The 20,549-nt window shown below is 40.0% G+C and carries 20 protein-coding genes; 11 read left to right on the top strand and 9 right to left on the bottom strand.

Annotated features, from left to right (window positions below):
* Nucleotides 1-20 precede the first annotated feature (20 nt).
* Complete coding sequence (locus ACY8D0_RS18575; RefSeq protein WP_462411987.1) at nucleotides 21-713, bottom strand: Crp/Fnr family transcriptional regulator; 693 nt, start codon at nucleotides 711-713, stop codon at nucleotides 21-23.
* A 251-nt stretch (nucleotides 714-964) separates the two neighbouring features.
* On the bottom strand, nucleotides 965-2,104 hold the full coding sequence (locus tag ACY8D0_RS18570; protein WP_462411444.1) for an IS110 family RNA-guided transposase: 1,140 nt from the start codon (nucleotides 2,102-2,104) through the stop codon (nucleotides 965-967).
* A gap of 434 nt (nucleotides 2,105-2,538) precedes the next feature.
* On the opposite strand from ACY8D0_RS18570, the gene ACY8D0_RS18565 reads away from it, so the two are divergent.
* Complete coding sequence (locus ACY8D0_RS18565) at nucleotides 2,539-4,818, top strand: nitric-oxide reductase large subunit (RefSeq protein ID WP_462411986.1); 2,280 nt, start codon at nucleotides 2,539-2,541, stop codon at nucleotides 4,816-4,818.
* Nucleotides 4,819-4,835: 17 nt separating this feature from the next.
* Here the strand turns inward: ACY8D0_RS18565 and ACY8D0_RS18560 are convergent, their stop codons facing one another.
* Nucleotides 4,836-4,988, bottom strand: a complete 153-nt coding sequence (locus tag ACY8D0_RS18560) for a hypothetical protein (protein ID WP_462411985.1) — start codon at nucleotides 4,986-4,988, stop codon at nucleotides 4,836-4,838.
* 120 nt (nucleotides 4,989-5,108) lie between these two features.
* Here ACY8D0_RS18560 and ACY8D0_RS18555 point away from each other — a divergent pair, with 120 nt between their 5' ends.
* A complete protein-coding gene (locus ACY8D0_RS18555) occupies nucleotides 5,109-5,342 on the top strand; it encodes a DUF2249 domain-containing protein (RefSeq protein WP_462411984.1) in 234 nt (77 codons plus the stop codon).
* Between the two features lie 109 nt (nucleotides 5,343-5,451).
* Entirely contained in the window at nucleotides 5,452-6,954 is a 1,503-nt protein-coding gene (locus ACY8D0_RS18550; protein WP_462411983.1) for a carboxypeptidase M32, read from the top strand.
* Between the two features lie 76 nt (nucleotides 6,955-7,030).
* Here the strand turns inward: ACY8D0_RS18550 and ACY8D0_RS18545 are convergent, their stop codons facing one another.
* From ACY8D0_RS18545 to ACY8D0_RS18535, 3 genes are read right to left on the bottom strand one after another with little or no spacing between them, the layout of a single operon-like run.
* Nucleotides 7,031-8,689 (bottom strand): b(o/a)3-type cytochrome-c oxidase subunit 1, encoded by a 1,659-nt coding sequence (locus tag ACY8D0_RS18545; RefSeq protein WP_462411982.1) that lies wholly within the window; start codon nucleotides 8,687-8,689, stop codon nucleotides 7,031-7,033.
* Nucleotides 8,686-9,165 carry a cytochrome c oxidase subunit II gene (locus tag ACY8D0_RS18540; RefSeq protein ID WP_462411981.1) on the bottom strand — a complete coding sequence of 160 codons (480 nt, stop codon included), beginning with the start codon at nucleotides 9,163-9,165 and terminating at the stop codon, nucleotides 8,686-8,688. The genes ACY8D0_RS18545 and ACY8D0_RS18540 overlap by 4 nt, the downstream gene beginning before the upstream one ends.
* A 22-nt stretch (nucleotides 9,166-9,187) precedes the next feature.
* Nucleotides 9,188-9,337 (bottom strand): cytochrome c oxidase subunit 2A, encoded by a 150-nt coding sequence (locus ACY8D0_RS18535; protein ID WP_462411980.1) that lies wholly within the window; start codon nucleotides 9,335-9,337, stop codon nucleotides 9,188-9,190.
* Nucleotides 9,338-10,018: 681 nt separating this feature from the next.
* Here ACY8D0_RS18535 and ACY8D0_RS18530 point away from each other — a divergent pair.
* The 4 genes from ACY8D0_RS18530 to ACY8D0_RS18515 all read left to right on the top strand — a co-directional run bounded on the left by ACY8D0_RS18530 (nucleotide 10,019) and on the right by ACY8D0_RS18515 (nucleotide 16,698).
* A complete protein-coding gene (locus ACY8D0_RS18530; RefSeq protein WP_462411979.1) occupies nucleotides 10,019-11,110 on the top strand; it encodes a type III polyketide synthase in 1,092 nt (363 codons plus the stop codon).
* Nucleotides 11,107-11,676, top strand: coding sequence for an isoprenylcysteine carboxyl methyltransferase family protein (locus ACY8D0_RS18525; protein ID WP_462411978.1), 570 nt, complete (start codon nucleotides 11,107-11,109; stop codon nucleotides 11,674-11,676). The genes ACY8D0_RS18530 and ACY8D0_RS18525 overlap by 4 nt, the downstream gene beginning before the upstream one ends.
* Before the next feature lie 337 nt (nucleotides 11,677-12,013).
* Complete coding sequence (locus ACY8D0_RS18520; protein ID WP_462411977.1) at nucleotides 12,014-15,673, top strand: dynamin family protein; 3,660 nt, start codon at nucleotides 12,014-12,016, stop codon at nucleotides 15,671-15,673.
* Between the two features lie 131 nt (nucleotides 15,674-15,804).
* Complete coding sequence (locus ACY8D0_RS18515; RefSeq protein ID WP_462411976.1) at nucleotides 15,805-16,698, top strand: 5'-3' exonuclease; 894 nt, start codon at nucleotides 15,805-15,807, stop codon at nucleotides 16,696-16,698.
* Between the two features lie 72 nt (nucleotides 16,699-16,770).
* On the opposite strand, the gene sspL is transcribed toward ACY8D0_RS18515, so the two are convergent.
* Nucleotides 16,771-16,911, bottom strand: coding sequence for a small, acid-soluble spore protein L (sspL, locus tag ACY8D0_RS18510; RefSeq protein ID WP_462411975.1), 141 nt, complete (start codon nucleotides 16,909-16,911; stop codon nucleotides 16,771-16,773).
* An 84-nt stretch (nucleotides 16,912-16,995) separates the two neighbouring features.
* Between sspL and ACY8D0_RS18505 the strand changes: the two genes are divergently transcribed.
* Nucleotides 16,996-17,487 (top strand): divergent PAP2 family protein, encoded by a 492-nt coding sequence (locus ACY8D0_RS18505; protein ID WP_462411974.1) that lies wholly within the window; start codon nucleotides 16,996-16,998, stop codon nucleotides 17,485-17,487.
* Nucleotides 17,488-17,529: 42 nt separating this feature from the next.
* Here ACY8D0_RS18505 and ACY8D0_RS18500 read toward each other — a convergent pair whose 3' ends face one another.
* A complete protein-coding gene (locus ACY8D0_RS18500) occupies nucleotides 17,530-18,450 on the bottom strand; it encodes a DMT family transporter (RefSeq protein ID WP_462411973.1) in 921 nt (306 codons plus the stop codon).
* A gap of 326 nt (nucleotides 18,451-18,776) precedes the next feature.
* Here ACY8D0_RS18500 and ACY8D0_RS18495 point away from each other — a divergent pair, with 326 nt between their 5' ends.
* Together ACY8D0_RS18495 and ACY8D0_RS18490 are read left to right on the top strand one after the other, a co-directional pair.
* On the top strand, nucleotides 18,777-19,433 hold the full coding sequence (locus tag ACY8D0_RS18495) for a reverse transcriptase-like protein (protein WP_462411972.1): 657 nt from the start codon (nucleotides 18,777-18,779) through the stop codon (nucleotides 19,431-19,433).
* A gap of 79 nt (nucleotides 19,434-19,512) precedes the next feature.
* Nucleotides 19,513-19,698, top strand: coding sequence for a zinc-finger domain-containing protein (locus tag ACY8D0_RS18490; RefSeq protein WP_462411971.1), 186 nt, complete (start codon nucleotides 19,513-19,515; stop codon nucleotides 19,696-19,698).
* A gap of 53 nt (nucleotides 19,699-19,751) precedes the next feature.
* Here ACY8D0_RS18490 and cspD read toward each other — a convergent pair whose 3' ends face one another.
* Entirely contained in the window at nucleotides 19,752-19,952 is a 201-nt protein-coding gene (gene cspD, locus ACY8D0_RS18485) for a cold-shock protein CspD (protein WP_462411970.1), read from the bottom strand.
* Between the two features lie 269 nt (nucleotides 19,953-20,221).
* Here cspD and ACY8D0_RS18480 point away from each other — a divergent pair, with 269 nt between their 5' ends.
* The gene (locus tag ACY8D0_RS18480) at nucleotides 20,222-20,494 is read left to right on the top strand and encodes a hypothetical protein (protein ID WP_462411969.1); all 273 of its coding nucleotides are present in this window, start codon (nucleotides 20,222-20,224) and stop codon (nucleotides 20,492-20,494) included.
* The last annotated feature ends 55 nt before the right edge of the window (nucleotides 20,495-20,549 follow it).

Raw genomic sequence — 20,549 nt, 5'->3', positions numbered from 1 at the left:
TTCCCCCTTCTAGTCATAGCTTAATAAAATAGCTCTTGCTCGAGCAAATCACGGTCAATTAAATAATTCCCTTCCTCATCGTGGACAATTAAATTTTTCTTTTTTAACTGATTAATGGTCCGGCTGACGGTTTCCCTTGAGGTTCCAATCATATTGGCCAGTTCACGGTTCGTAAATTGGGTAGTTAACTTATAGTGGTCACCCGCTTTTTCCCCATTTGTTTTACATAGCCTGATGAGCAGCAAGACAATCTGTTCAAATGTATTATGGAGAACCTGGGCCTCCAATCTTGCCTGGAGGTCGATAATTTTCTCTCCAAGCACCCTAAACAGCTTTACACAAAGTTCCGGATAAGTAAGGAGAATTTTTTCAAATCGATCAATGGGAATCACAATTAATACCGCATCTTCGATTACCTCTGCAATGGCAGGGTAGTGGCCTTTAATAAAGAACCCGGCGTGGGGGAACATTTCGCCCGCTTCTAAAATGGAAACGATTTGCTCCTTCCCGGAGAAATCGGTTTTATAGATTTTAACTTTCCCGCTTTGAATAAAGAATACCCGGTCAAGCGGATCATCTTGCATAAACACATACATCTTGTTTCTATATAAACGTGTCTGGGCAATTTGTACAATTTGTTCCAATTCATCATCAGATAATTCTTTGAAAAGCGGTACACGTGATAGCCGCTCCTTAATGTCCTTTTGCATCATTTTCCTATCACCTTCAGTTCAGTCATTCTTCATTTAGCTATATTGTAGCACTAAATGGCATAGTTAACCTGTGACGTGCATCATAGTCAATGAAAATCATTCTCTTTTTCTGTGAAAATAAATATCCTCCGGGGCTCCCGTATACTATTGATCGAGGTTGGAAACCCTGTAAATAACCTAAAAAGCCAATAAGAAAGCAGAGCTACCTGTAGGAGGGTAACTTTGTATATATCTATTTGGTTTTGGTTATACTAATTAATTTGCATTTCTCTAAATGGCTCCTTGTTGATAAGCATGGAGTAAATAATTCGAAGCATTCGATGCGATAAAGCTACGAGTGCTTTTTTCTTTCCTCTTCTTGCAGCTATTGACCAGTATTTCGTTGCTAACCAGCGATTCCTACACCTTGAAACAGCCCATGCAGCTTCGCACATTGCCGATTTAATATGAGGATTTCCCTTTACAGTCTTTGTACTATACCGTTTCCCTGCACTTTCTTTGTTTCCTGGTGAAACACCAGCCCAAGAAGCTAGGTGGTGCGGTGTTGGAAACTGACTCATATCTACACCAATTTCGGCAATAATGATCGCTGCAGTATCTTTTTTAATGCCGGGTATCGTTGTAAGTAACTGGAGTTCGTCTTGGTAGTTTTGTAATATGATATCGACTCGATCTTCAATTTCTTTAATAAGCTTTTCTAAGTATTCAATATGCGACCAGGATTGACGGATTAGAAAACGCTGATGATCATTTAGTGTGCCAAACAAAGAATCCGTAATCCTCTGCTTTTTCATCGCCATTCTGCCGTGAATTCTTTCTTCTACATCGGAGGCGTCCACATATCCTTGTTCTATAAGTCGTTCAAGAAGTTTTCTTCCTGAAACGCCAAACACATCAGAAATGACCGTGCTTAATTTTACATTCGAACACTCCAATACCTTTTGAATTCGATTCTTTTCAGAAGTTAAGTGACCAATCCATTTCTTTCTAAGTCTAGTTAAATCACGAAGCTCTCGAAGATCGACTGGTGGAACAAAACTCTTTTCGATTAAACCATGTCGTAATAATTTAGCAATCCATTCTGCATCCGATACATCTGTTTTCCTACCTGGAACATTCTTGATACGTTGTGCGTTAGCCAGTGTTATATCAAAAAAGCCTTCTAAAATATTGAATACAGGCTTCCAATATACTCCGGTACTCTCCATTGCAATATGGGAAACCTCATGGTTTTCAAGCCATTTTAAGAGACGATATAAATCCTTTGTTAAAGTAGGAAATGTCTCAATCTCCTTGAATAATTCTTCATTTTGATTTCCAGTCATGACACAAGCCACAATCATTTCCGAATGAACGTCCAAACCAGCACACCTTTCAATAAATACCTCCATAAAAATCCCCTTCTTAAATAGGATCACAAACAGTGAGTGAGATTGAACATAAGCATTTTTCTGTACGTAGTCATCCCTCCAACGAAGGGAGCTAACAAAGGGTTGAACACCAAGCTCACTCAAACAGTTTTTTGTACAGGGTCGAGCCACCAAAAAGAGCCACGTATAACATACTGTTTGTGTCACTATCATTATGGTCAGAGAAGAACTATTTTCATGCTTGGGTTGGGAGTGTTAAATCATGATTGTTTTTTGTGCTAAAAATCACAGTGAAAAGACGAAAAGCCTCACTTTGTGTCGGACTTGTGAACGTTACAATAACAAATGTGAAAAATATAGAAGGGTGGCTTTTGGATGGAAGTACAGCGTAATACTCCAGTTAGCAGAGCGGTAAAGAAAAGAAAAACGCCTTATTAAAATCGATTTTAATTACTGTGATTCTGCTCAGTTTCACAGTCTTGCTCGGCGGAGGATATTGGATCTTTAAAGAACAGGCTCCGCGCCCGCTTAAGGTGACGAACGAGCAAGGAAAGGTTTTATTTACGAAGTCATCCATAATGGGTGGCCAGGCCGTTTGGCAAAAATATGGGTTAATGGACTACGGTACGGTTTTGGGACACGGGTCCTACATGGGCCCGGACTATACGGCCGAATCGTTAAAAATATATACAGAAGGTATGCAGGATTATAAAGCAGAACAGCAATATGGCAAAAAGTTTTCTGATCTAAGTGCAGACGAAAAAGCTGGCATAAAAAACCAGGTTATTAAAGAAATGCGCAAAAACCGGTATGACTCCGGAAAAGATACATTAACGCTTACCGCTGCGCAAAGCTACGGCCTTGACAGAGTCAGATCACATTATCAGGAGATTTTTACAAAAGGCGATGGCTGGGGATTAAAGGACAATCTGATAAAGGATTCCGATATGCCTAAAAACGATCGGGCTTATGTGGCGGCCGGTGACCAAATAAAGCAAATCTCGGATTTCTTCTTTTGGACGGCATGGCTTTCTAGTACGGTCAGGGAAGGCGATCAAATTACCTATACTAATAACTGGCCTTATTATGAAGATGCCGGTAACCATTTATCATTCACGGCAGTTTGGTGGAGTGGTGCCAGCATCACCATCTTCTTGGTTATGCTAGGGTTGATTCTATTCTTATTCTATCGCTACAAATTTGGCATGCAGGAAGCATATAAGGAAGGGGAATTTCCGAAAATTGACCTGCGGAAAATACCTGTCACGATCTCGCAAGTTAAATCAGGTAAGTATTTTACCATTGTAACGGTGCTATTCTTTGTTCAATGTATGTTTGGTGCCCTCTTGGCACACTATTATATCGAACCTGAGAGCTTCTTTGGCATAAAGTGGATACACGATATACTTCCTTTTAATATTACAAAAGGCTATCATTTGCAACTGGCGATATTCTGGATTGCCACGGCATGGCTGGGCATGGGTATTTATGTGGCGCCGCTTGTAGGCGGGTATGAGCCAAAGAAACAAGGGTTATTAGTTGATATTTTATTCTGGGCACTTGTTGTGCTAGTCGGCGGCAGTATGATCGGTGAATGGCTAGGTGCGAATGGAAAACTAGGAAATGCATGGTTTTTATTCGGCCATACTGGCTGGGAATATATTGAGCTGGGTCGTGTTTGGCAGCTGATTTTGATTGTCGGAATGTTAATTTGGTTATTTATTGTATTCCGCGGGGTGAAAGCGGGTTTGAAACGGGAATCTGACAAAGGCGGATTGATTCACCTGCTGTTCTATTCGGCTATTGCTGTCCCGGCATTCTATGTGTTTGCATTATTTATCAATCCGGGAACAAGCTTTACCTTTGCCGATTATTGGCGCTGGTGGATTATTCACCTTTGGGTGGAAGGTATTTTTGAAGTATTTGCAGTTGTTGTCATTGGATTCTTATTAGTTCAATTAGGATTGGTTACGAAAAAGTCGACTGAGAGACAATTGTATTTCCAATTAATTTTGCTGCTTGGCAGCGGCGTAATCGGAATCGGGCACCATTATTACTATAATGGCTCTGCAGAAGTTTGGATAGGGCTAGGGTCTGTTTTCTCGGCATTGGAAGTCATCCCATTAACCTTATTAATCTTGGAAGCTTATGACCAATATAAAATGATGCGTGACGGAGGAGTGGAATTCCCATTCAAAGGATCATTCTGGTTCTTAATCTCCGTTGCCATTTGGAACTTGGTTGGTGCGGGTGTATTAGGATTCCTGATTAATTTGCCAGCTGTATCCTATTTTGAACATGGACAATTCTTGACTCCGGCACATGGCCACGGTTCGATGATGGGCGTATATGGAATGTTTGCGATTGCCGTTCTTTTGTACTCCTTAAGAAATATTGTAAAACCTGAATTCTGGCATGATAAGTGGTTAAAAATCAGCTGTATTTTATTAAACATTGGTTTAGCAGGTATGGTGTTCTTATCCTTGCTGCCGGTGGGTTTTTTGCAAATCAAAGAAGCGTTTGAAAACGGATATGCGGCATCACGGTCCGCATCGTTCCTGCAAAAAGACTTAGTGCAAACGCTGCTAACATGGCGTGCGGTACCTGACACTATTTTCTTAGTCGGTGTTATGATCTTAGTTTTGTTCTGTATCAAAGCATTATTCCATTTACGGAAACCAACACACAAAGAAGAAGAAAAACTTCCTGTTAGGGACTTATCAATAGAAGAATAACAAGGAAGAATCCGCATCTAACCTTGCGGATTCTCTTCCTTTTTTTTCAGTGTTTCATGGCAGTCAAAACAGTAAATCTCTTTCGTTTCCGTGAGAATGCCATTAAAAAACCCGTCCAAGCAGAAGATCTCTTTGTTACAACATGAACAGTTGCCAATGAATTCTTTCATACTGCTTGCCTCCTAATCTAGGATTAATTAAATCATATACCAATAGTGATGGGATTCACTATATATTTGATAAATTTTTTTTATAATAAACATGAAATGACGATAAAAGGAGATTAACATATGACAACCTTCGCAAAAGTAATCATTGTACCCGAAATCCCTCCGCGTGAAAAGCACCCGACAATCTTCAAAACATTTGATGGACTGTCATCCGGAGAAACGATGCAAATCATGAACGACCATGACCCGAAACCATTACTGTATCAATTTATGATGGAAAGACCGGAGCAATTTTCTTGGGAGTACCTTCAGGAAGGCCCGGAAATATGGAAGGTCGCGATTGGTAAAAATTAAAAGATAGTTATTGTGCAACAGAAAATTCATTTCTGTTGTTTTTTTATCCCTGCCTGTCTAAGTATCAGAAAAATATGATAAAATTTAGGGAATAAAAGGAGGATATGAAATGACGCATGTAAATCTTGAAAATGAATTTCTTGATTATGTTAAAAAAATGACTTCCTATCATGAAGCCCTTGGTCTGCTTTACTGGGACCTAAGGACGGGGGCCCCGAAACAAGGTGTAGATCAAAGATCGGAAGTAATCGGGTTGTTATCCTCTGAGGTATTTAAAATGTCTACCTCTGAAGAAATGGCCGCATACATAGCTAACCTTTCAAAAGCTGACCTGCCGGAAAAAACCCGGAAAGTATTGGAAGAATGCAAGAAGAATTATGAACAGAATAAAAAAATTCCTGCAGAGGAATACAAGGAGTTTGTTGTGCTCCAATCCAAAGCGGAAAGTGTTTGGGAAGAAGCAAAAGCAAAATCAGATTTCTCGTTATTCCAACCGTATTTAGAAAAGCTGGTGGAGACGACTAAACGGTTTATCGACTATTGGGGGCATCAGGGAAATAAATATAATGTACTGCTTGATTTATATGAGCCAGGTATGACGGTTGAAGTGTTGGACGAAGTTTTTGGCGAATTAAAGGCAAACATTATTCCGTTAGTCCAGAAAATATCACAATCCTCCAATAAGCCGGAAACGGATTTCTTGTTTAAGCCATTTGGCAAAGAAAACCAGCGCAAGCTAAGTTTAGAGTTTCTCTCCCAAATTGGCTTTAATTTTGATGCCGGCAGGCTGGATGAAACCGTTCATCCTTTTGCCACCGGGTTAAATCCTGGTGATGTACGTGTTACAACCAAATATGATGAAACTGATTTCCGGGTGGCTGTCTTTGGAACCATCCATGAAGGGGGCCATGCCCTTTACGAACAAAATATTTCCAAGGACCTGATAGGCACTCCGCTTTGTACAGGAACTTCCATGGGAATCCATGAATCCCAATCCTTATTTTATGAAAATATGGTTGGCCGAAGCATGCCTTTTTGGAAATGCAATTATGACTTACTAAAGAAATACGCCAGCGGACAATTTGAACATGTTGAAATAGAGGAATTTTATCGTGCAATAAATGAGTCCAAGCCATCGTTTATCCGAATTGAAGCTGATGAATTAACGTACCCGCTGCACATCATCATCCGCTACGAAATTGAAAAAGGATTATTTAATGGCGGGATTGCCGTTGCTGACCTTCCGGAGGTTTGGAACGATATGTATCAACAATATTTAGGAATCCGGCCAAGAAACGCTGCGGAAGGTGTCCTACAAGATGTGCATTGGGCAGGGGGAAGCTTTGGCTACTTTCCTTCGTACGCTTTAGGTTATATGTATGCAGCGCAATTTAAACATAAAATGCTAACAGATTTGCCTGATTATGACTTGCTAGTAGAATCTGGTCAATTGCAGCCCATTAAAGAGTGGCTGACTAAACATATCCACCAGTACGGAAAGATGAAAAAACCGCTTGAAATTTTGCATGATGTTACGGGTGAAGGGTTGAATGCAAAGTACTTAATTGATTACCTATACGACAAATACGAAAAAGTTTATCAGTTAAAATAAGAAAATTTATTCAAAACCTTCAAATTGATTTCAAAAAGGCTTCAATCGATATCGATTGAAGCCTTTTGCATGTTTTTTACCAAGTCTTAAACCCTTTGGATCCAGGAGGGGCATTTTGTATAATATCAATAAACGGTATGGTGTAGGCAAATAAAATAAGGACAGCCGTTATGCCCAGCCATAATTTCCAGTTTTCAAATACCATTGGAACAGCCGCTTCAGATTGCTCGGCTTCAGCAACTGGGAATTCCTCCTCGCCTTTTGGAGCAAAGAATGCGAGATTTATAAAGATAATGAGTACTAATATGATTCCTAAGAATAGGATGGTACCGCCAACCGCCTGTGCGATTTGATAAGGAATCCATTCGGCCGCTTGCGCTGAATTGCCATAAGTGGAGAATGCTGAACGTCTAGGTCCGCCCAACAAACCTTCAATATGCATCGCGCCTGACATGAACACCATTCCGATAAACCAAACCCAGCCTTGGATAATGGCCAACTTATTCATCGATTTTGTTAATTTTCGTCCTGTTAAATGTGGCACTAGCCAGTAAGAAATTCCAAAGAAGGTTAATACAACAGAAGTTGCAGCCGTTAAGTGGAAGTGGCCTGTTACCCAGATGGTGTTATGGACTACCTGGTCCATTTGGTTTGAAGCATTTATAATCCCCCCGGCACCGGCTGGAATAAATGAAGCCATCCCAATAAACGGAACCGTAAACCGGGCATCATTCCATGGAAGAACCTTAAACCAGCCGAACAGTCCTTTAGCACCTTTGGAACGTCCGTATCTCTCAAAGGTCGCAAATAAGGAAAATGCAGTCATTAAAGACGGTATAATAACCATAAATGTTAAAATGACCTGTAAAAATTTCCAAGCAGGATCAATACCAGGCTCTGTTAACTGATGGTGGAACCCTACTGGAATCGAAAACAATAGGAACATGATGAATGACAAGCGTGCCAATGAATCGGAGAAAATCTTACCGCCAATAATTTTTGGAATGATGGCATACCAGCACATATAAGCAGGTAATAGCCAGAAATAAACCAACGGGTGGCCAAAATACCAGAACAAAGTACGGCTGACCAAAACATCTACTGTATCCACCCAGCCTAGTGACCAAGGCAGTAATTGAAATAAGACAGTGGCTGCCACACCCAATGTGGCTACAATCCATAAAACAGTGTTAATAACAGCCATAAAGCTTAGCAGTGGGCTTGGTTTTCCTGGATTGTTTTTGCGCCACTTTGCATATGTCATTACTTGTGCCGCCCCATCTACCCAGCTTCCGACCACAACCAAAGTCATCCCCAAATAGAAAATCCAATGGGCTTGCAATGGTGCATAAAACGTATAGAGAACCGATGCTTTATTTAGAAGCACCATGGTTGCGGCCATGGCTGTGCCAATCGTCATCAGCCAAAAGCCAACCCATCCTGTCCCTCTTGCGGCATTTGAATGGGTACCTGCTGTTCGGCTGACAGCTGCATATTGGAATCCCATGATAAAGAAAGTTGTTAAAATAAGCCCCATCATAACGCCGTGAACGGTTAATAACTGGTAATAGCCAATTCCGGCAGGCAATTCAAATTTCCCTGAACGCACAAGGGTTTGTAAAAGCCCCATAAGTCCTCCGATTGCAAGGGCGGTAAAGGCAACGAAAAAGTGTGCCATGGAGAGCTTCGCATCACGCGGGTCGACTTTGATTTTTGTTGCTTGAGTGTTCATCATTTTTCTACCACCTCAATCTTTGAGAACATTAAATGGTGGCCGGAGCCGCAATATTCATTACAGACAATTAAATATTCTCCTGCTTTATCAAAAGTTGTTGTATATTCGCTGACATATCCTGGTTCAAGCATCATGTTAATGTTTGTTCCAGCTACTTCGAACCCGTGAATGACATCTTTTGTTGTGGCAATCACTTTCACTTTTGCTCCAAGTGGAACTTCCACCTGTGCTGGATTAAAAGAAAAAGCTTGTGCTACGTATACCAATTCATAATCCCATTCTTTTCCTTCCACTTTATGAAGGCCAGGTTTATTGAAAGGCTTCGTCTGATCTACCTTTTCGGGATTAATGGTTGTTAAACAGCTAGGAGGCTTATTGCCTAGATAGAAGGCGCTTACCCCGATAACTGACAAGAAAATGATGAGGCAGCTCACACCAAAAATCAGCCAGATTTTTTCGAATTTATGCATATGCATTTTTCATTTCCCCCCCTTAAGTCTAGAAACGGTCCACGAATAAGTAGTAGACACTTAACCAAGTAACGACAATAAATATTCCCAGAAAGAAAACGGACGCAAGTGTCCCCTTCAGAGAGGAGCTTTCTTCTGTTTCGGTTTTCTGATTTGCTTTAAGTTCCGCTTTCGCCATCCCCCTACACTCCCTTCAACTTTTTGACAATTAAAGATAAGTTCTCTTTCATAATACAAAACAATTGTGAAAGTAAAATATGAAATTCGCGAGTTCACAAATTGTTCATTCCTTATATATCTAAAATGTTAATGGTAAAAAACTGATACAACAGTGATTTATATCACATCAAAGGGCAGGGAAATGTGGCGGAAATGTGAAATATCACAAGGTTTCTTTCTTTAAGGTTAATAAATGGATGATTTTCTTGAAGAGCATCGCTGGAGTCACATTTTTCAATCGGCGTAAATAGGATAGTAGAAGAATCCAAATAATGGCTGTGGTGATGAAATTGGTTAAATATTATTGCGGACAATGCCGACTTTTATATAATGAACTGCAATACTGCCAAGTCTGTGGCATACTGGCAAATAATAAAATTAAGATAGAAGTCCAAAAACAACCAGAAAAGGAATAGCGTTAAACTTTTACTCAAACATGACGTTTTGTTTCAGGTTGGAAAAGTTTAGATAGTGAAAGAATCTATAAAACACGTTATAATAAATTTGCACAACAACAACAACCTTCAAAACGTTTGCTTCCTCAGGCCGAGGGAGCTTTTTTTGTTTTCAGGGGATTCTTATACATACAAATGAAGAATAAATGGAAAAATACTCCTAGTTTCTTTTAAGGAGAATGAAGATGCCGACTATTCTTTCTGCAGCTGAGGCGGTTCCACCCCATCAAATCAGCCAGGAGCAAGCAACGGAGTTTGCAAGGGAATTATTTTCTGAGTCTTTTACGGAAATTGACCGATTATTGAGGGCATTTCCAAATGGTCAAATTGAATCAAGATATTTTGCAAAGGAACTGTCTTGGTATCGTGAACGGCATACATTTGAGGAAAAGAATAACGCCTACATTGAGGAAACTATTCGGTTCGGAAAAGCAGCCATTGAACAATGCCTGCAAAATGATCTATTCCTCAAAAGACCCATTGGATACGAGGAAATAGATGCGATTTATTTTATCTCTTCGACCGGATTAGCCACTCCAAGTATTGATGCAAGAATTATGAACGAATTGCCGTTTAATCCGCACACCAAACGGATTCCAATCTGGGGCCTCGGTTGTGCCGGCGGAGCGGCAGGTTTATCACGTGCATTTGAATACTGTCTAGCTTTCCCGGAGGCAAAGGTAATTGTGCTTTCGGTCGAACTTTGCAGTTTAACCTTTCAGCCCAATGACGCTTCAAAAAGCAATTTAATTGGAACTTCGCTTTTTGCCGATGGAATCGCTTGTGTCTTGGTTTGCGGGGATGCCTGCAATGTTGGCGAATTGGGCCATAAAGCCACATATCCATCCATAATAGCCACGGAATCATCCTTAATGCAGGGATCGCTTGATGTAATGGGCTGGGATGTAAAGAACGATGGGCTATTTGTGATTTTTTCGAGGGATATCCCCCATATCGTTAGAGAATGGTTAAAGCCCATTGTGAATCATTTTTTGGAAAACAACCAAATTTCACTAAAGAGGTTGGACTATTTGATTGCCCACCCCGGCGGGAAAAAAGTATTGGATGCCTATGAAAGTGCACTGGGAATTGCTCCAACTATGACGGATATCTCTTTCCAAGTCCTGAAACAATATGGAAATATGTCTTCCGCTACCATTCTTTTTGTTCTAAAGCGGTACTTGGAAATGGAGATCGCACCCGGTTCCTATGGACTTTGTACAGCTTTAGGTCCGGGATTCAGCTCTGAATTACTATTATTGAGGTGGATGGAATGAACGGTATTTCTCCGTTTACATCATTGTTTATTTTCCTCCTGTTACAGCGTTTTTCAGAATTATGCTTGGCCAAGAGCAATGAAAGGTGGATGAAACAACAGGGAGCTGTTGAATTTGGAAGTAACCATTATCGCTATTTGGTAACGATGCATGGCTTGTTTTTTGTGATTTTGGGCTTGGAGAAGCTGCTTTCGAACCGGGGCTTGTCCACTGTTTGGCCGGGGCTTGTTTTCCTGTTGATTCTGATTGAAGGCCTAAGAATTTGGGCCATTGCTGCATTGGGAAGACTCTGGAACACAAAAATCATTATCATACCTAAAATCAATGTGATTAAAAAGGGGCCATACCGGTATATCAAACACCCTAATTATTTGGTCGTTTTTTTGGAATTTATCGTCGTGCCCCTATTATTTAACTGCTATTTTACCGCCTTTCTATTTACGATTTTAAACGGCATAATGCTTACGGTTCGTATTGCGGAGGAGGAAAAGGCCTTGAGTATGTTAACCATGTATAAACATGCTTTCAAAGGATATCATCGGTTCATTCCGAAAATTGTTAAATAATTATGACAGATTCACTAGACTTATTGAAAGTGATTATCATTTATGCTAAAATGAGTTTAATAATGAAAATCATTCTCACTACGAAGAGTCTGATAAGGATGGTGTTACATATGGCTTATGCTTTTGCAGCAGCAACGATTGTCATTTATGCATTTGTCATGAGGCACGTTTTAAAAAATACGACACATTAATAAGAAGTAAGCGAGGTCAAGGAGTTTTCCTTGACCTTATTTATTTTTAATAATTTATTATAGTCTCTGGTATATCAATATAGGAAAAGTCAGAATTATTGTGTAAAATAGAAATATTATTATGTCTGCTAAGGGGTATATACACAATGGTAAAAACAGTAAAACAAACTGAGACGGTTGAAACACTAAAACAAAAACTGGTTTCAGTGTATGAATACTTAATAATGCAAAAAGATATGGAACAAGCTGAAAAGGTGAAGCAACTAGCAAAAAAGTTTGCCAACCAGGAATTTACGATTGCCTTCTGTGGCCACTTCTCTGCCGGAAAATCAACAATGATTAACCGGGTAATCGGTGAGAATATTCTTCCCTCAAGTCCAATCCCGACAAGTGCCAACTTAGTTAAGGTAAAGACGGGTGAAGAATATGCAAAGGTGTTTTTTAAATACGAAAAGCCGAGATTATATTTAGCGCCATATGATTATGAACTAGTAAAAAACTATTGCAAAGATGGGGACAAAATCGAGGAAATTGAAATCAGCCACAGCAGTTCTGTATTGCCGGCTAATTCCATCATAATGGATACACCAGGCATTGATTCAGCTGATGATGCCCACAGGGTTGCAACAGAATCAGCCCTGCACCTAGCCGACTTAATCTTTTATGTAATGGATTATAATCATGTTCAAGCGGAATTAAACTTCTATTTTACAAAAGAATTAACAGAAGCAGGCAAGGATGTTTATTTAGTCATAAATCAGATTGATAAACATAATGAGGAAGAATTAAGTTTTACTGATTTTCAAAAAAGTGTAGTGGATTCATTTGCCTCCTGGGGGGTAAGACCGGCAAGGATTTTTTACACCTCATTGCGGGAAAAAGACCATCCTTGCAATGAATTCACCGGTTTACAGAATTTTATCTTGAATAAGTTGGAAAATACGCAGCCATTACTTTTACGTTCCGTATTTCATTCCCTCAAAAAAATCACCAGTGACCATATTGGCCAGATGAGAAAGCATGGAGAAGATACGCTTCTGCCTTTTTTTGAATTAACAGGTGATTTATCTGAAGAGGAAAAAGCATCCATTCATAAAAAATATAATGAACGTTCAACAGAACTAAAAAAAGTAACGGAAGGTACCAACACACAGGAAAAAGAATTTGACAATGGATTGGAAAAGATTCTCAGCAATGCCTATTTAATGCCGTTCCAAACCAGGAAATTAGCGGAAAGTTACCTGGAATCCTGCCAGCCTGAATTTAAAGTGGGTTTCTTGTTTTCCAAACAAAAGACCCAAGAAGAAAAAGAAAGCAGACTGTCCGCTTTTTATCAAGATGTTCTAGAAAAGGCGAAATCACAACTCGAATGGCATATTCGGGAATTTCTGCTTCGCACTTTAAAAGAAACAGGCATTCATGATGGGGAGGCCCAAAGGTTAGCCCAGTCATATTCCCTCCAGGTTCCCCAAGAATTACTGCAAAAGGCTGTCAAGCAGGGGGCCAGGCTATCCGGGCAATACCTGCTTCAGTATACGGAAGACGTGGCGGGCGAAATAAAAAAAGCAGCTAAAAACCATATAGCACAATTTAGGACGTGTTATTTGGCGGCACTGAACGGACAAAATAAACAGCTTATTGAGCAGTATCAAAGTGAAATTCATGAAATGGAAAAATATCTTTCAGCTATTGCCGGTATCAATGAATTTAAAATGATGATATCAAATGTGAAACAGACATTAGAAGGACTACTTACTGAAGGAGAACCTTTCAACGGCGGCACGCATTGGCTTTTTGAGCAGGAACAAGAAATGCTTGAAATCGCCGAAGCGGGAGGGACTGTCGTTGCATTGCCTGAATCAAATAGGCACATCCCCCAAAAGACGATTAGCCAAAAGCAACCCAGTGAGGGTCCTCTTGAACTCAGGGATGTGAAACAGACAAGTGCTCGGCTTCGTAACGCTTCCCGGTTAGTCCTAGAATTACCAGGTTTTCAGAAACTGGCAAATGAACTGACAGAAAAGGCACAGAGATTGGAGAATAAAGGATTTACAGTAGCTTTATTCGGGGCTTTCAGCGCGGGAAAATCTTCCTTCGCCAATGCGCTTATGGGGGAAAAGGTACTCCCTGTTTCACCTAATCCGACTACTGCAGCTATCAATAAAATCATGCCGGTTACCTCACGTTATAGTCACGGAACCGTCCGTATAAAATTTAAGGAAAAGGCTGCCATGTTTGAGGATATCAACCGATCATTGAGAGTGTTCGAATCAAAGGCTGACGACTTTTCTCAGGCCTTAGCGAAACTTGATCGTATTCTCCAAGAAACAGAGCAGGAAAACGCATCCGAGAAAACCCATTATGCATTCTTACGTGCGTTCCAATCGGGGTATAATGCCCTCATTCACCGGCTAGGAACTATCTTAGAAACCGATATCAGCGAGTTTAATGAGTATGTCGTGAAAGAGGAAAAATCCTGTTATGTCGAGTGGATTGAATTATATTATGATTGTGAATTAACCAGAAAGGGTATCACACTGGTCGACACACCTGGAGCCGATTCCATCAATGCGCGGCATACAGGAGTATCATTCGACTATATCAAAAACTCGGACGCGATTTTATTTGTTACCTATTATAATCATGCATTTTCACGGGCAGACCGCGAATTTTTGATTCAGCTTGGCAGGGTGAAAGAATCTTTTCAATTGGATAAAATGTTTTTTGTCATTAACGCAATTGATTTGGCTGAAAATGAAGAGGAAAAAGAAGCGGTTGTCCAATATGTTTCCGGGCAGTTAGTCCAATACGGGATTCGGAACCCGCACCTTTATAAGGTTTCGAGCTTGTTGGCATTGAATGAAAAGAGGAATACTGTATCGGGCATTGAATCGGGAATCAACCTTTTTGAACAAGGTTTTTACCGTTTTATTTCCAATGATTTAACGGAAATGGCGATTTCAGCTGCAGAAAACGAAGTGTCCCGGGTCCGTGAAATGGTAAAACGGTTAATTGAGAGTTCACAGGAAGATCAGACCGTAAAGGAAGAGAAACGCCAAGATTTGAATCATCAGTTATCATTGATCAAATCCTTGTTTGAGAAACAAGATGCTCACCCCTTGCAAATAAGATTGGCACAAGAGACCGAGGAACTTGTTTTTTATATCAAGCAAAGGGTATTTTTCCGTTTTAATGATTTCTTTAAAGAAGCATTTAATCCATCCGTTTTGAAAAATGACGGACGGTCGATAAAAAAGGCGCTGAATGTGGCACTCGAAGAATTTCTCGAGAGTATCGGCTATGATTTCGCTCAGGAAATGCGGGCAACAACGGTCAGGTTGGACCGGTATGTGGAGAAGCTGCTCAAGGAGTATCAAGGGACCCTTTATCAATCGGTTAATCAAATTAACCAGGACCTTTCGTTCTCGGCTTATGAAAAGCGGCCCGAAAAGGAAATTGATTTTCCGATTGCTTTTAAGGACGTTAATCGGCAGCTCTTTGGCAAGGCGTTAACTTATTTTAAGAATCCGAAGGCGTTTTTTGAGAAGGATGAGAAAAAGTTGATGAGCACGGAATTAGAAAGTCAATTAAATCTACTGGCCGATGAGTATTTAACACAAGAATCGGCCCGTTTAGAAGCACATTATGTTGAATATTTGACAAATGAATATCACCTGTTGCTCCGTGAATTGAGTGAACAAGTACAATACTTTTATGATAGTCTTTTGGCGGCCTTAGATGGTGGATTATCCGTGGAAATGCTGATAGAAATTGTTCAACAATTGGCAGACGGGAATGGAAAGTAGTGCCTTTGGAGTAACGAAATAGATGAAGAACCTTATGCCAACCTATGTTATAATAGGAAACGTGCTGCTTTACCCAAGAGCGGCTTATGCGGGGTCTTTGTCGGGCCGACGCTTATAGGAGGAGGTCCAATATGAAAAAGCACCAGCCAACTTTCTTACTGGTTGACGGTATGGCTTTATTATTCCGAGCCTTTTATGCAACTGCTGTTACAGGGCAATTTATGATTAATTCAAAAGGAATTCCAACCAACGGAATCCATGGTTTTATAAAGCATTTGTTTACGGCTGTTTCAACATTTAAACCTTCCCATGTCGCTGTTTGTTGGGATATGGGCAGCAAGACTTTCCGTACCGAGTTATTTCCTGACTATAAAGGAAACCGTGGTGAGGCACCGGTAGAATTAATACCTCAATTTGATCTAGTCAAAGAGGTGGTAGCCTCATTTGATATTCCAAATATTGGATTGGCAGGATATGAAGCAGATGATTGTATCGGCACCATTGCAAACCAAGTAAAACACCATGCTGATGTATCCATTTTGACCGGGGACCAAGATATTCTACAACTGCTTGATGAACGGATTTCCGTCATCCTGTTAAAAAAAGGGTACGGCAATTATCTTGTCCATACACCGCAAAGTTTCTTTGAAGAAAAAGGAATCATGCCAAGGCAAATGATTGACCTTAAAGCATTAATGGGCGACCCAAGCGACAATTATCCGGGTGTAAAAGGAATTGGTGAAAAAACGGCTCTTAAGCTATTAAAAGAGTACCATCATGTAGAGGACATTATTGATAATTTGGACTCGCTTTCCAAATCCCATAAAACCAAAATTCAACAGGATCTGGATATGCTCCGGCTATCCAGAAAGCTTGCAGAAATAAAATGCGATGTACCGGTCAGCTGCAGCTTGGATGAAGCTGGTTTAAAAATTGAAAAAGACAAGGCACTAAAGAAACTGATGGAATTGGAGCTTCGTGGAGCAGGAAGGTTGCTGCCAGTAGAAGAAGCCATTATATCGTAGAAATTCACAGGCTGACTCAGATAAGAGTCAGCCTGATTTATGTTTGTGTCGAAAAACTCATCAGCTCAAAACTTATCTCTTGGTGTTGCTCTTTTTCGCTGCATTCTCCAATTTGCTTTTTGGTTCCTCAGAGAATTCCGCATCTTGTCCATAACCTTGAGGATTGACTCCAGGTGCTTTGATTCCACGGCTTGCCCCGCCTTTTTTACCCATTTGTCTTCACCTCCCATCAATTAGTATGACCCGCACCGAATAATAAAACCCAAGCTTTATCACAATAAACATGAGGTGAATAACATGAATAAAGGCATCTATTTAGCCTTGTTGAGCATCGGGCTTGCCCAAGGAGTGAAAATACCGATCCACTTTGTAAAGAAGCGGGAGTGGCGTCCGGAGTTATTTTTCGGAACCGGAGGCATGCCAAGCTCACATTCGGCTGGCGTCGCTACCTTAACAACGTATATTGCCTTGAAACGAGGCCTGCGGGCGGTGGACTTTGCCTTATCACTCGTTTACGGTCTCATTGTCATGTACGATGCCCAAGGTGTCAGAAGGCAAACAGGTGAACTGACCTTAAAAGTAAATTCCATGAATGACTTAATTGAAACAATCCATCACGATGAAACCGTAAAGTTTGAACAAAAGCCCCCGAAAAAATTGAAAGAGGTTCTTGGTCATGAACCGGAGGAAGTGGTGGGAGGAGCTGTGTTTGGCGTAATTGTTGGGATAATTGGATATCTGTGCACCAAAAAGGATAGTAAATGGCCAAAAATTAAGGTAAGATTTTAATTGGGAATCTCAATTGTAAAAAACTCCCTATAAGGGAGTTTTTCAGCTATTTAGACTATCTTGTTTTCGGAACAGTTGGAATTTATTGACTGGAAGTTCCGCTAAAATCATGCCGATAAAAATCAGCAGACAGCCGAAAAATGATGTGATGGATAAATGCTCATGTGCCCAAAAGTAACCAGTGATCGCAGCAAACACGGGTTCCATGGCAAAGATCAATGCCACTCTTGTGGAGGAAGTATATTTTTGAAAATTGGTTTGAACATAGAAGGCAATCGCTGTTGCAAATACGCTTGTAATTAATAGTGCAGTGATTACTTCTGCATGCGTTAAGGTATCCAAGTTAAACGATGTTCGCCAGTCCTCGAATAAAAAGGAGGAACCAAGAGACAATATCGCTACCGTTGAAATTTGAATCACCGTTAATAGCAGGGTAGGATATTGGCTTGAATATTTCCCAGTTATAATGATATGCATAGCAAAACTGATGGCACAGATAAATACAAACCCATCCCCAACGGTCAAGGCAGAAACATCTGTCATTGTCAGCAGAAATAGGCCAACGGTTGCTGTCAGCACACCAAAAACAGCATTTTTCCCAGGTATTTGTTTTAGTAAAAACATCGAGACCAATGGTACAAATACAACACTTAATCCCGTAATAAAACCAGCCTTTGAGGTGGATGTGTATAAAAGACCAATCGTCTGCGTCACATAGCCAAGAAAAAGCCAGAAACCGATAAACATGCCTGTACCAATAATTTTTTTATTTAATAACTTTAACTGCTTTTTCTCAAATAGCAGCAGTCCTGCCAATAGCAGCAAGGCAGCAATGAAAAAGCGAATTCCGTTAAAAGCAAACGGTTCAAGAAAATCAATCGCATTTTGCACTAAAACAAACGTGATACCCCAAATCAATGTGACCAAAAGTAAACTTAAATCTGCCATGAAAGTTTTATTCATAAACGGTCCTCCGGTTTCTGCTCGTCATTTCCACTTTTTAGAAATAAAAATATCTTTTAATATAGGCTATGGTTAAACAATAATGTTAATTTTTATTATTCTGTTGATTGGAGCGGATAAGCTCGACTCCTGCGGGTTCGCTGTACTTCTTTCGCTGCAATCAACAGCCATATATCAGAGCCTCAATCTAAAAGAAAGTTTATCATATATTACCACTGTAGAGCATTAAAATATATTTCTAATGTACAACTGGGTATGATAAAGAATATATTCTATCATATGAATTATAAATCCCCATCTAAATACATCTCGAAAGGCTGAAAACAATGAAATACCGGTTAGAGTGGATGCATAAATTAAAAAGTGGCGAAAAGGTTCAGTTTTCCTCTGAATGGGTATCGGGTGAAACCGCCATCCAAACGGGCGAAGAATTGGAAGCCAGCGGAAAGGTTACGGACCTGTATTTTTACGATGAGAATGGGACATCGTGGATCATGAAGGAAATGAAAAAGTTGTTAACCGAAATCGAGGAGGATCCTCATGATATTACTATCTATTTTGATGGAGGATTTCAAAAGGAAACCAATCAGGCAGGATTGGGCGTGGTGGCGTTTTTTAAGCAAGGGAAGAAGAAATACCGGATCCGGGCCAATCAACTTTTTGAGGAAATGGAAACGAATAATGAAGCGGAATATGCGGCATTTTATTTTTCATTAAATATCCTTGAGGAATTGGGAGTTCATCATTTAACTTGTGAATTCAAGGGTGATTCTCAGGTTGTGTTAAAACAGCTTGAGGGGGAATGGCCGTGTTATGAAGAAACTTTAAACAGTTGGCTTGACCGGATTGAAGAAAAAATGAAATCACTTAACATAAAACCCAAGTACACCGTTATTCCAAGAAACGATAATAAAGAAGCTGATAGGCTGGCTACTCAGGCTTTACAGGGGAAAGAGATATTTTCAAAAACGATTATATTGTAGGCAGCGCCTGATAAGGCTTCAATTAGAAACGAATGATTTGGATCTGTTCAATCTGTTGGCATAGGGGGTAAAAGATTACGTGAATTATGCAGAAAGAAAGGGACTGGTTAACCAAGTTGAAACCTTAATGATGCAATATTGTGATGGCTGTTTTTTACATAGCCACATAAAAAGGGAGAGCGGGCGGAGGGCGGCACATCGGTTTTGCATTTCCCAATGCACAATTGGCGAAAAAATTCAACAATGTGGAAAAAAACTATCTTAAATTAAAAAGGCTGACGAAATGTCAGCCTTAAGTCATTATTAGTCATTTATGAATTATAGTTTTGTAACGTTTGCAGCTTGAGGTCCACGGTTTCCTTCAACGATTTCGAAAGAAACTTCTTGGCCTTCTTCAAGGGATTTATAACCATCACCTTGAATTGCACTGAAATGTACGAATACATCGTCGCCGCCTTCAACTTCGATAAAACCAAAGCCTTTTTCATTGTTAAACCATTTTACTTTACCAGTTTGCATGTGCTCTTTTCCTCCTAAGCCTTTCAAGACACCATTGTGTCAAAGATAAATATTACCATGTAACAAATGACCAAAGCAAAAGCTAATGTATTCGATTACATGATGAATTAAATATACAATAACGGAATTAGACAGTCAAGGTGAGACGATTGTTTTCGTGGAAAAGTAATATAACGGACAAAATCAAAAAATGTTTTGTGGCCCATAACATAAAACAACTTATATGACATATTATTTATTATTAATATTATAAGTATTGGGGTGGGACAATGTTCCGTTTTTCCATTGAAAATGAGGAATGGATTTTAAGATTCTCACCACAGATTGTGATGGAAGAAGCAGAGAAGCAAGCGGTCCTAATGGCTCTGCTTCACATCGGAGGCGATCTTAAGACTTTTTCGCATGGCAGTGCCTTTATCATGTTTACAAAAAAAATCGGTGCCATTATTTTTGATGTTGAAAGGATTCCTTCTTTGATTTTAACCGTATCCAATATCATTCCAAAAGAAAATTGGTACCAGGAGGACTCTTACGTTTGGTGAATTTCAAGGTGATATTCTGATATAAGGGACTGTCCGTTCGGATAGTCCTTGTTGT

Source organism: Neobacillus camarae, from assembly GCF_054950115.1.
Note: the sequence above shows the minus strand (reverse complement) of the source record. Positions and strands in the feature narration are given on the sequence as shown.

Bases quoted from the DNA above. Each gene is read 5' to 3' on its own strand.
- ACY8D0_RS18575 (WP_462411987.1), bottom strand. From the start codon at position 713: ATGATGCAAAAGGACATTAAGGAGCGGCTATCACGTGTACCGCTTTTC.
- ACY8D0_RS18570 (WP_462411444.1), bottom strand. From the start codon at position 2,104: ATGGAGGTATTTATTGAAAGGTGTGCTGGTTTGGACGTTCATTCGGAA.
- ACY8D0_RS18560 (WP_462411985.1), bottom strand. From the start codon at position 4,988: ATGAAAGAATTCATTGGCAACTGTTCATGTTGTAACAAAGAGATCTTC.
- ACY8D0_RS18555 (WP_462411984.1), top strand. From the start codon at position 5,109: ATGACAACCTTCGCAAAAGTAATCATTGTACCCGAAATCCCTCCGCGT.
- ACY8D0_RS18550 (WP_462411983.1), top strand. From the start codon at position 5,452: ATGACGCATGTAAATCTTGAAAATGAATTTCTTGATTATGTTAAAAAA.
- ACY8D0_RS18545 (WP_462411982.1), bottom strand. From the start codon at position 8,689: ATGATGAACACTCAAGCAACAAAAATCAAAGTCGACCCGCGTGATGCG.
- ACY8D0_RS18540 (WP_462411981.1), bottom strand. From the start codon at position 9,165: ATGCATATGCATAAATTCGAAAAAATCTGGCTGATTTTTGGTGTGAGC.
- ACY8D0_RS18535 (WP_462411980.1), bottom strand. From the start codon at position 9,337: ATGGCGAAAGCGGAACTTAAAGCAAATCAGAAAACCGAAACAGAAGAA.
- ACY8D0_RS18530 (WP_462411979.1), top strand. From the start codon at position 10,019: ATGCCGACTATTCTTTCTGCAGCTGAGGCGGTTCCACCCCATCAAATC.
- ACY8D0_RS18525 (WP_462411978.1), top strand. From the start codon at position 11,107: ATGAACGGTATTTCTCCGTTTACATCATTGTTTATTTTCCTCCTGTTA.
- ACY8D0_RS18520 (WP_462411977.1), top strand. From the start codon at position 12,014: ATGGTAAAAACAGTAAAACAAACTGAGACGGTTGAAACACTAAAACAA.
- ACY8D0_RS18515 (WP_462411976.1), top strand. From the start codon at position 15,805: ATGAAAAAGCACCAGCCAACTTTCTTACTGGTTGACGGTATGGCTTTA.
- sspL (WP_462411975.1), bottom strand. From the start codon at position 16,911: ATGGGTAAAAAAGGCGGGGCAAGCCGTGGAATCAAAGCACCTGGAGTC.
- ACY8D0_RS18505 (WP_462411974.1), top strand. From the start codon at position 16,996: ATGAATAAAGGCATCTATTTAGCCTTGTTGAGCATCGGGCTTGCCCAA.
- ACY8D0_RS18500 (WP_462411973.1), bottom strand. From the start codon at position 18,450: ATGAATAAAACTTTCATGGCAGATTTAAGTTTACTTTTGGTCACATTG.
- ACY8D0_RS18495 (WP_462411972.1), top strand. From the start codon at position 18,777: ATGAAATACCGGTTAGAGTGGATGCATAAATTAAAAAGTGGCGAAAAG.
- cspD (WP_462411970.1), bottom strand. From the start codon at position 19,952: ATGCAAACTGGTAAAGTAAAATGGTTTAACAATGAAAAAGGCTTTGGT.
- ACY8D0_RS18480 (WP_462411969.1), top strand. From the start codon at position 20,222: ATGTTCCGTTTTTCCATTGAAAATGAGGAATGGATTTTAAGATTCTCA.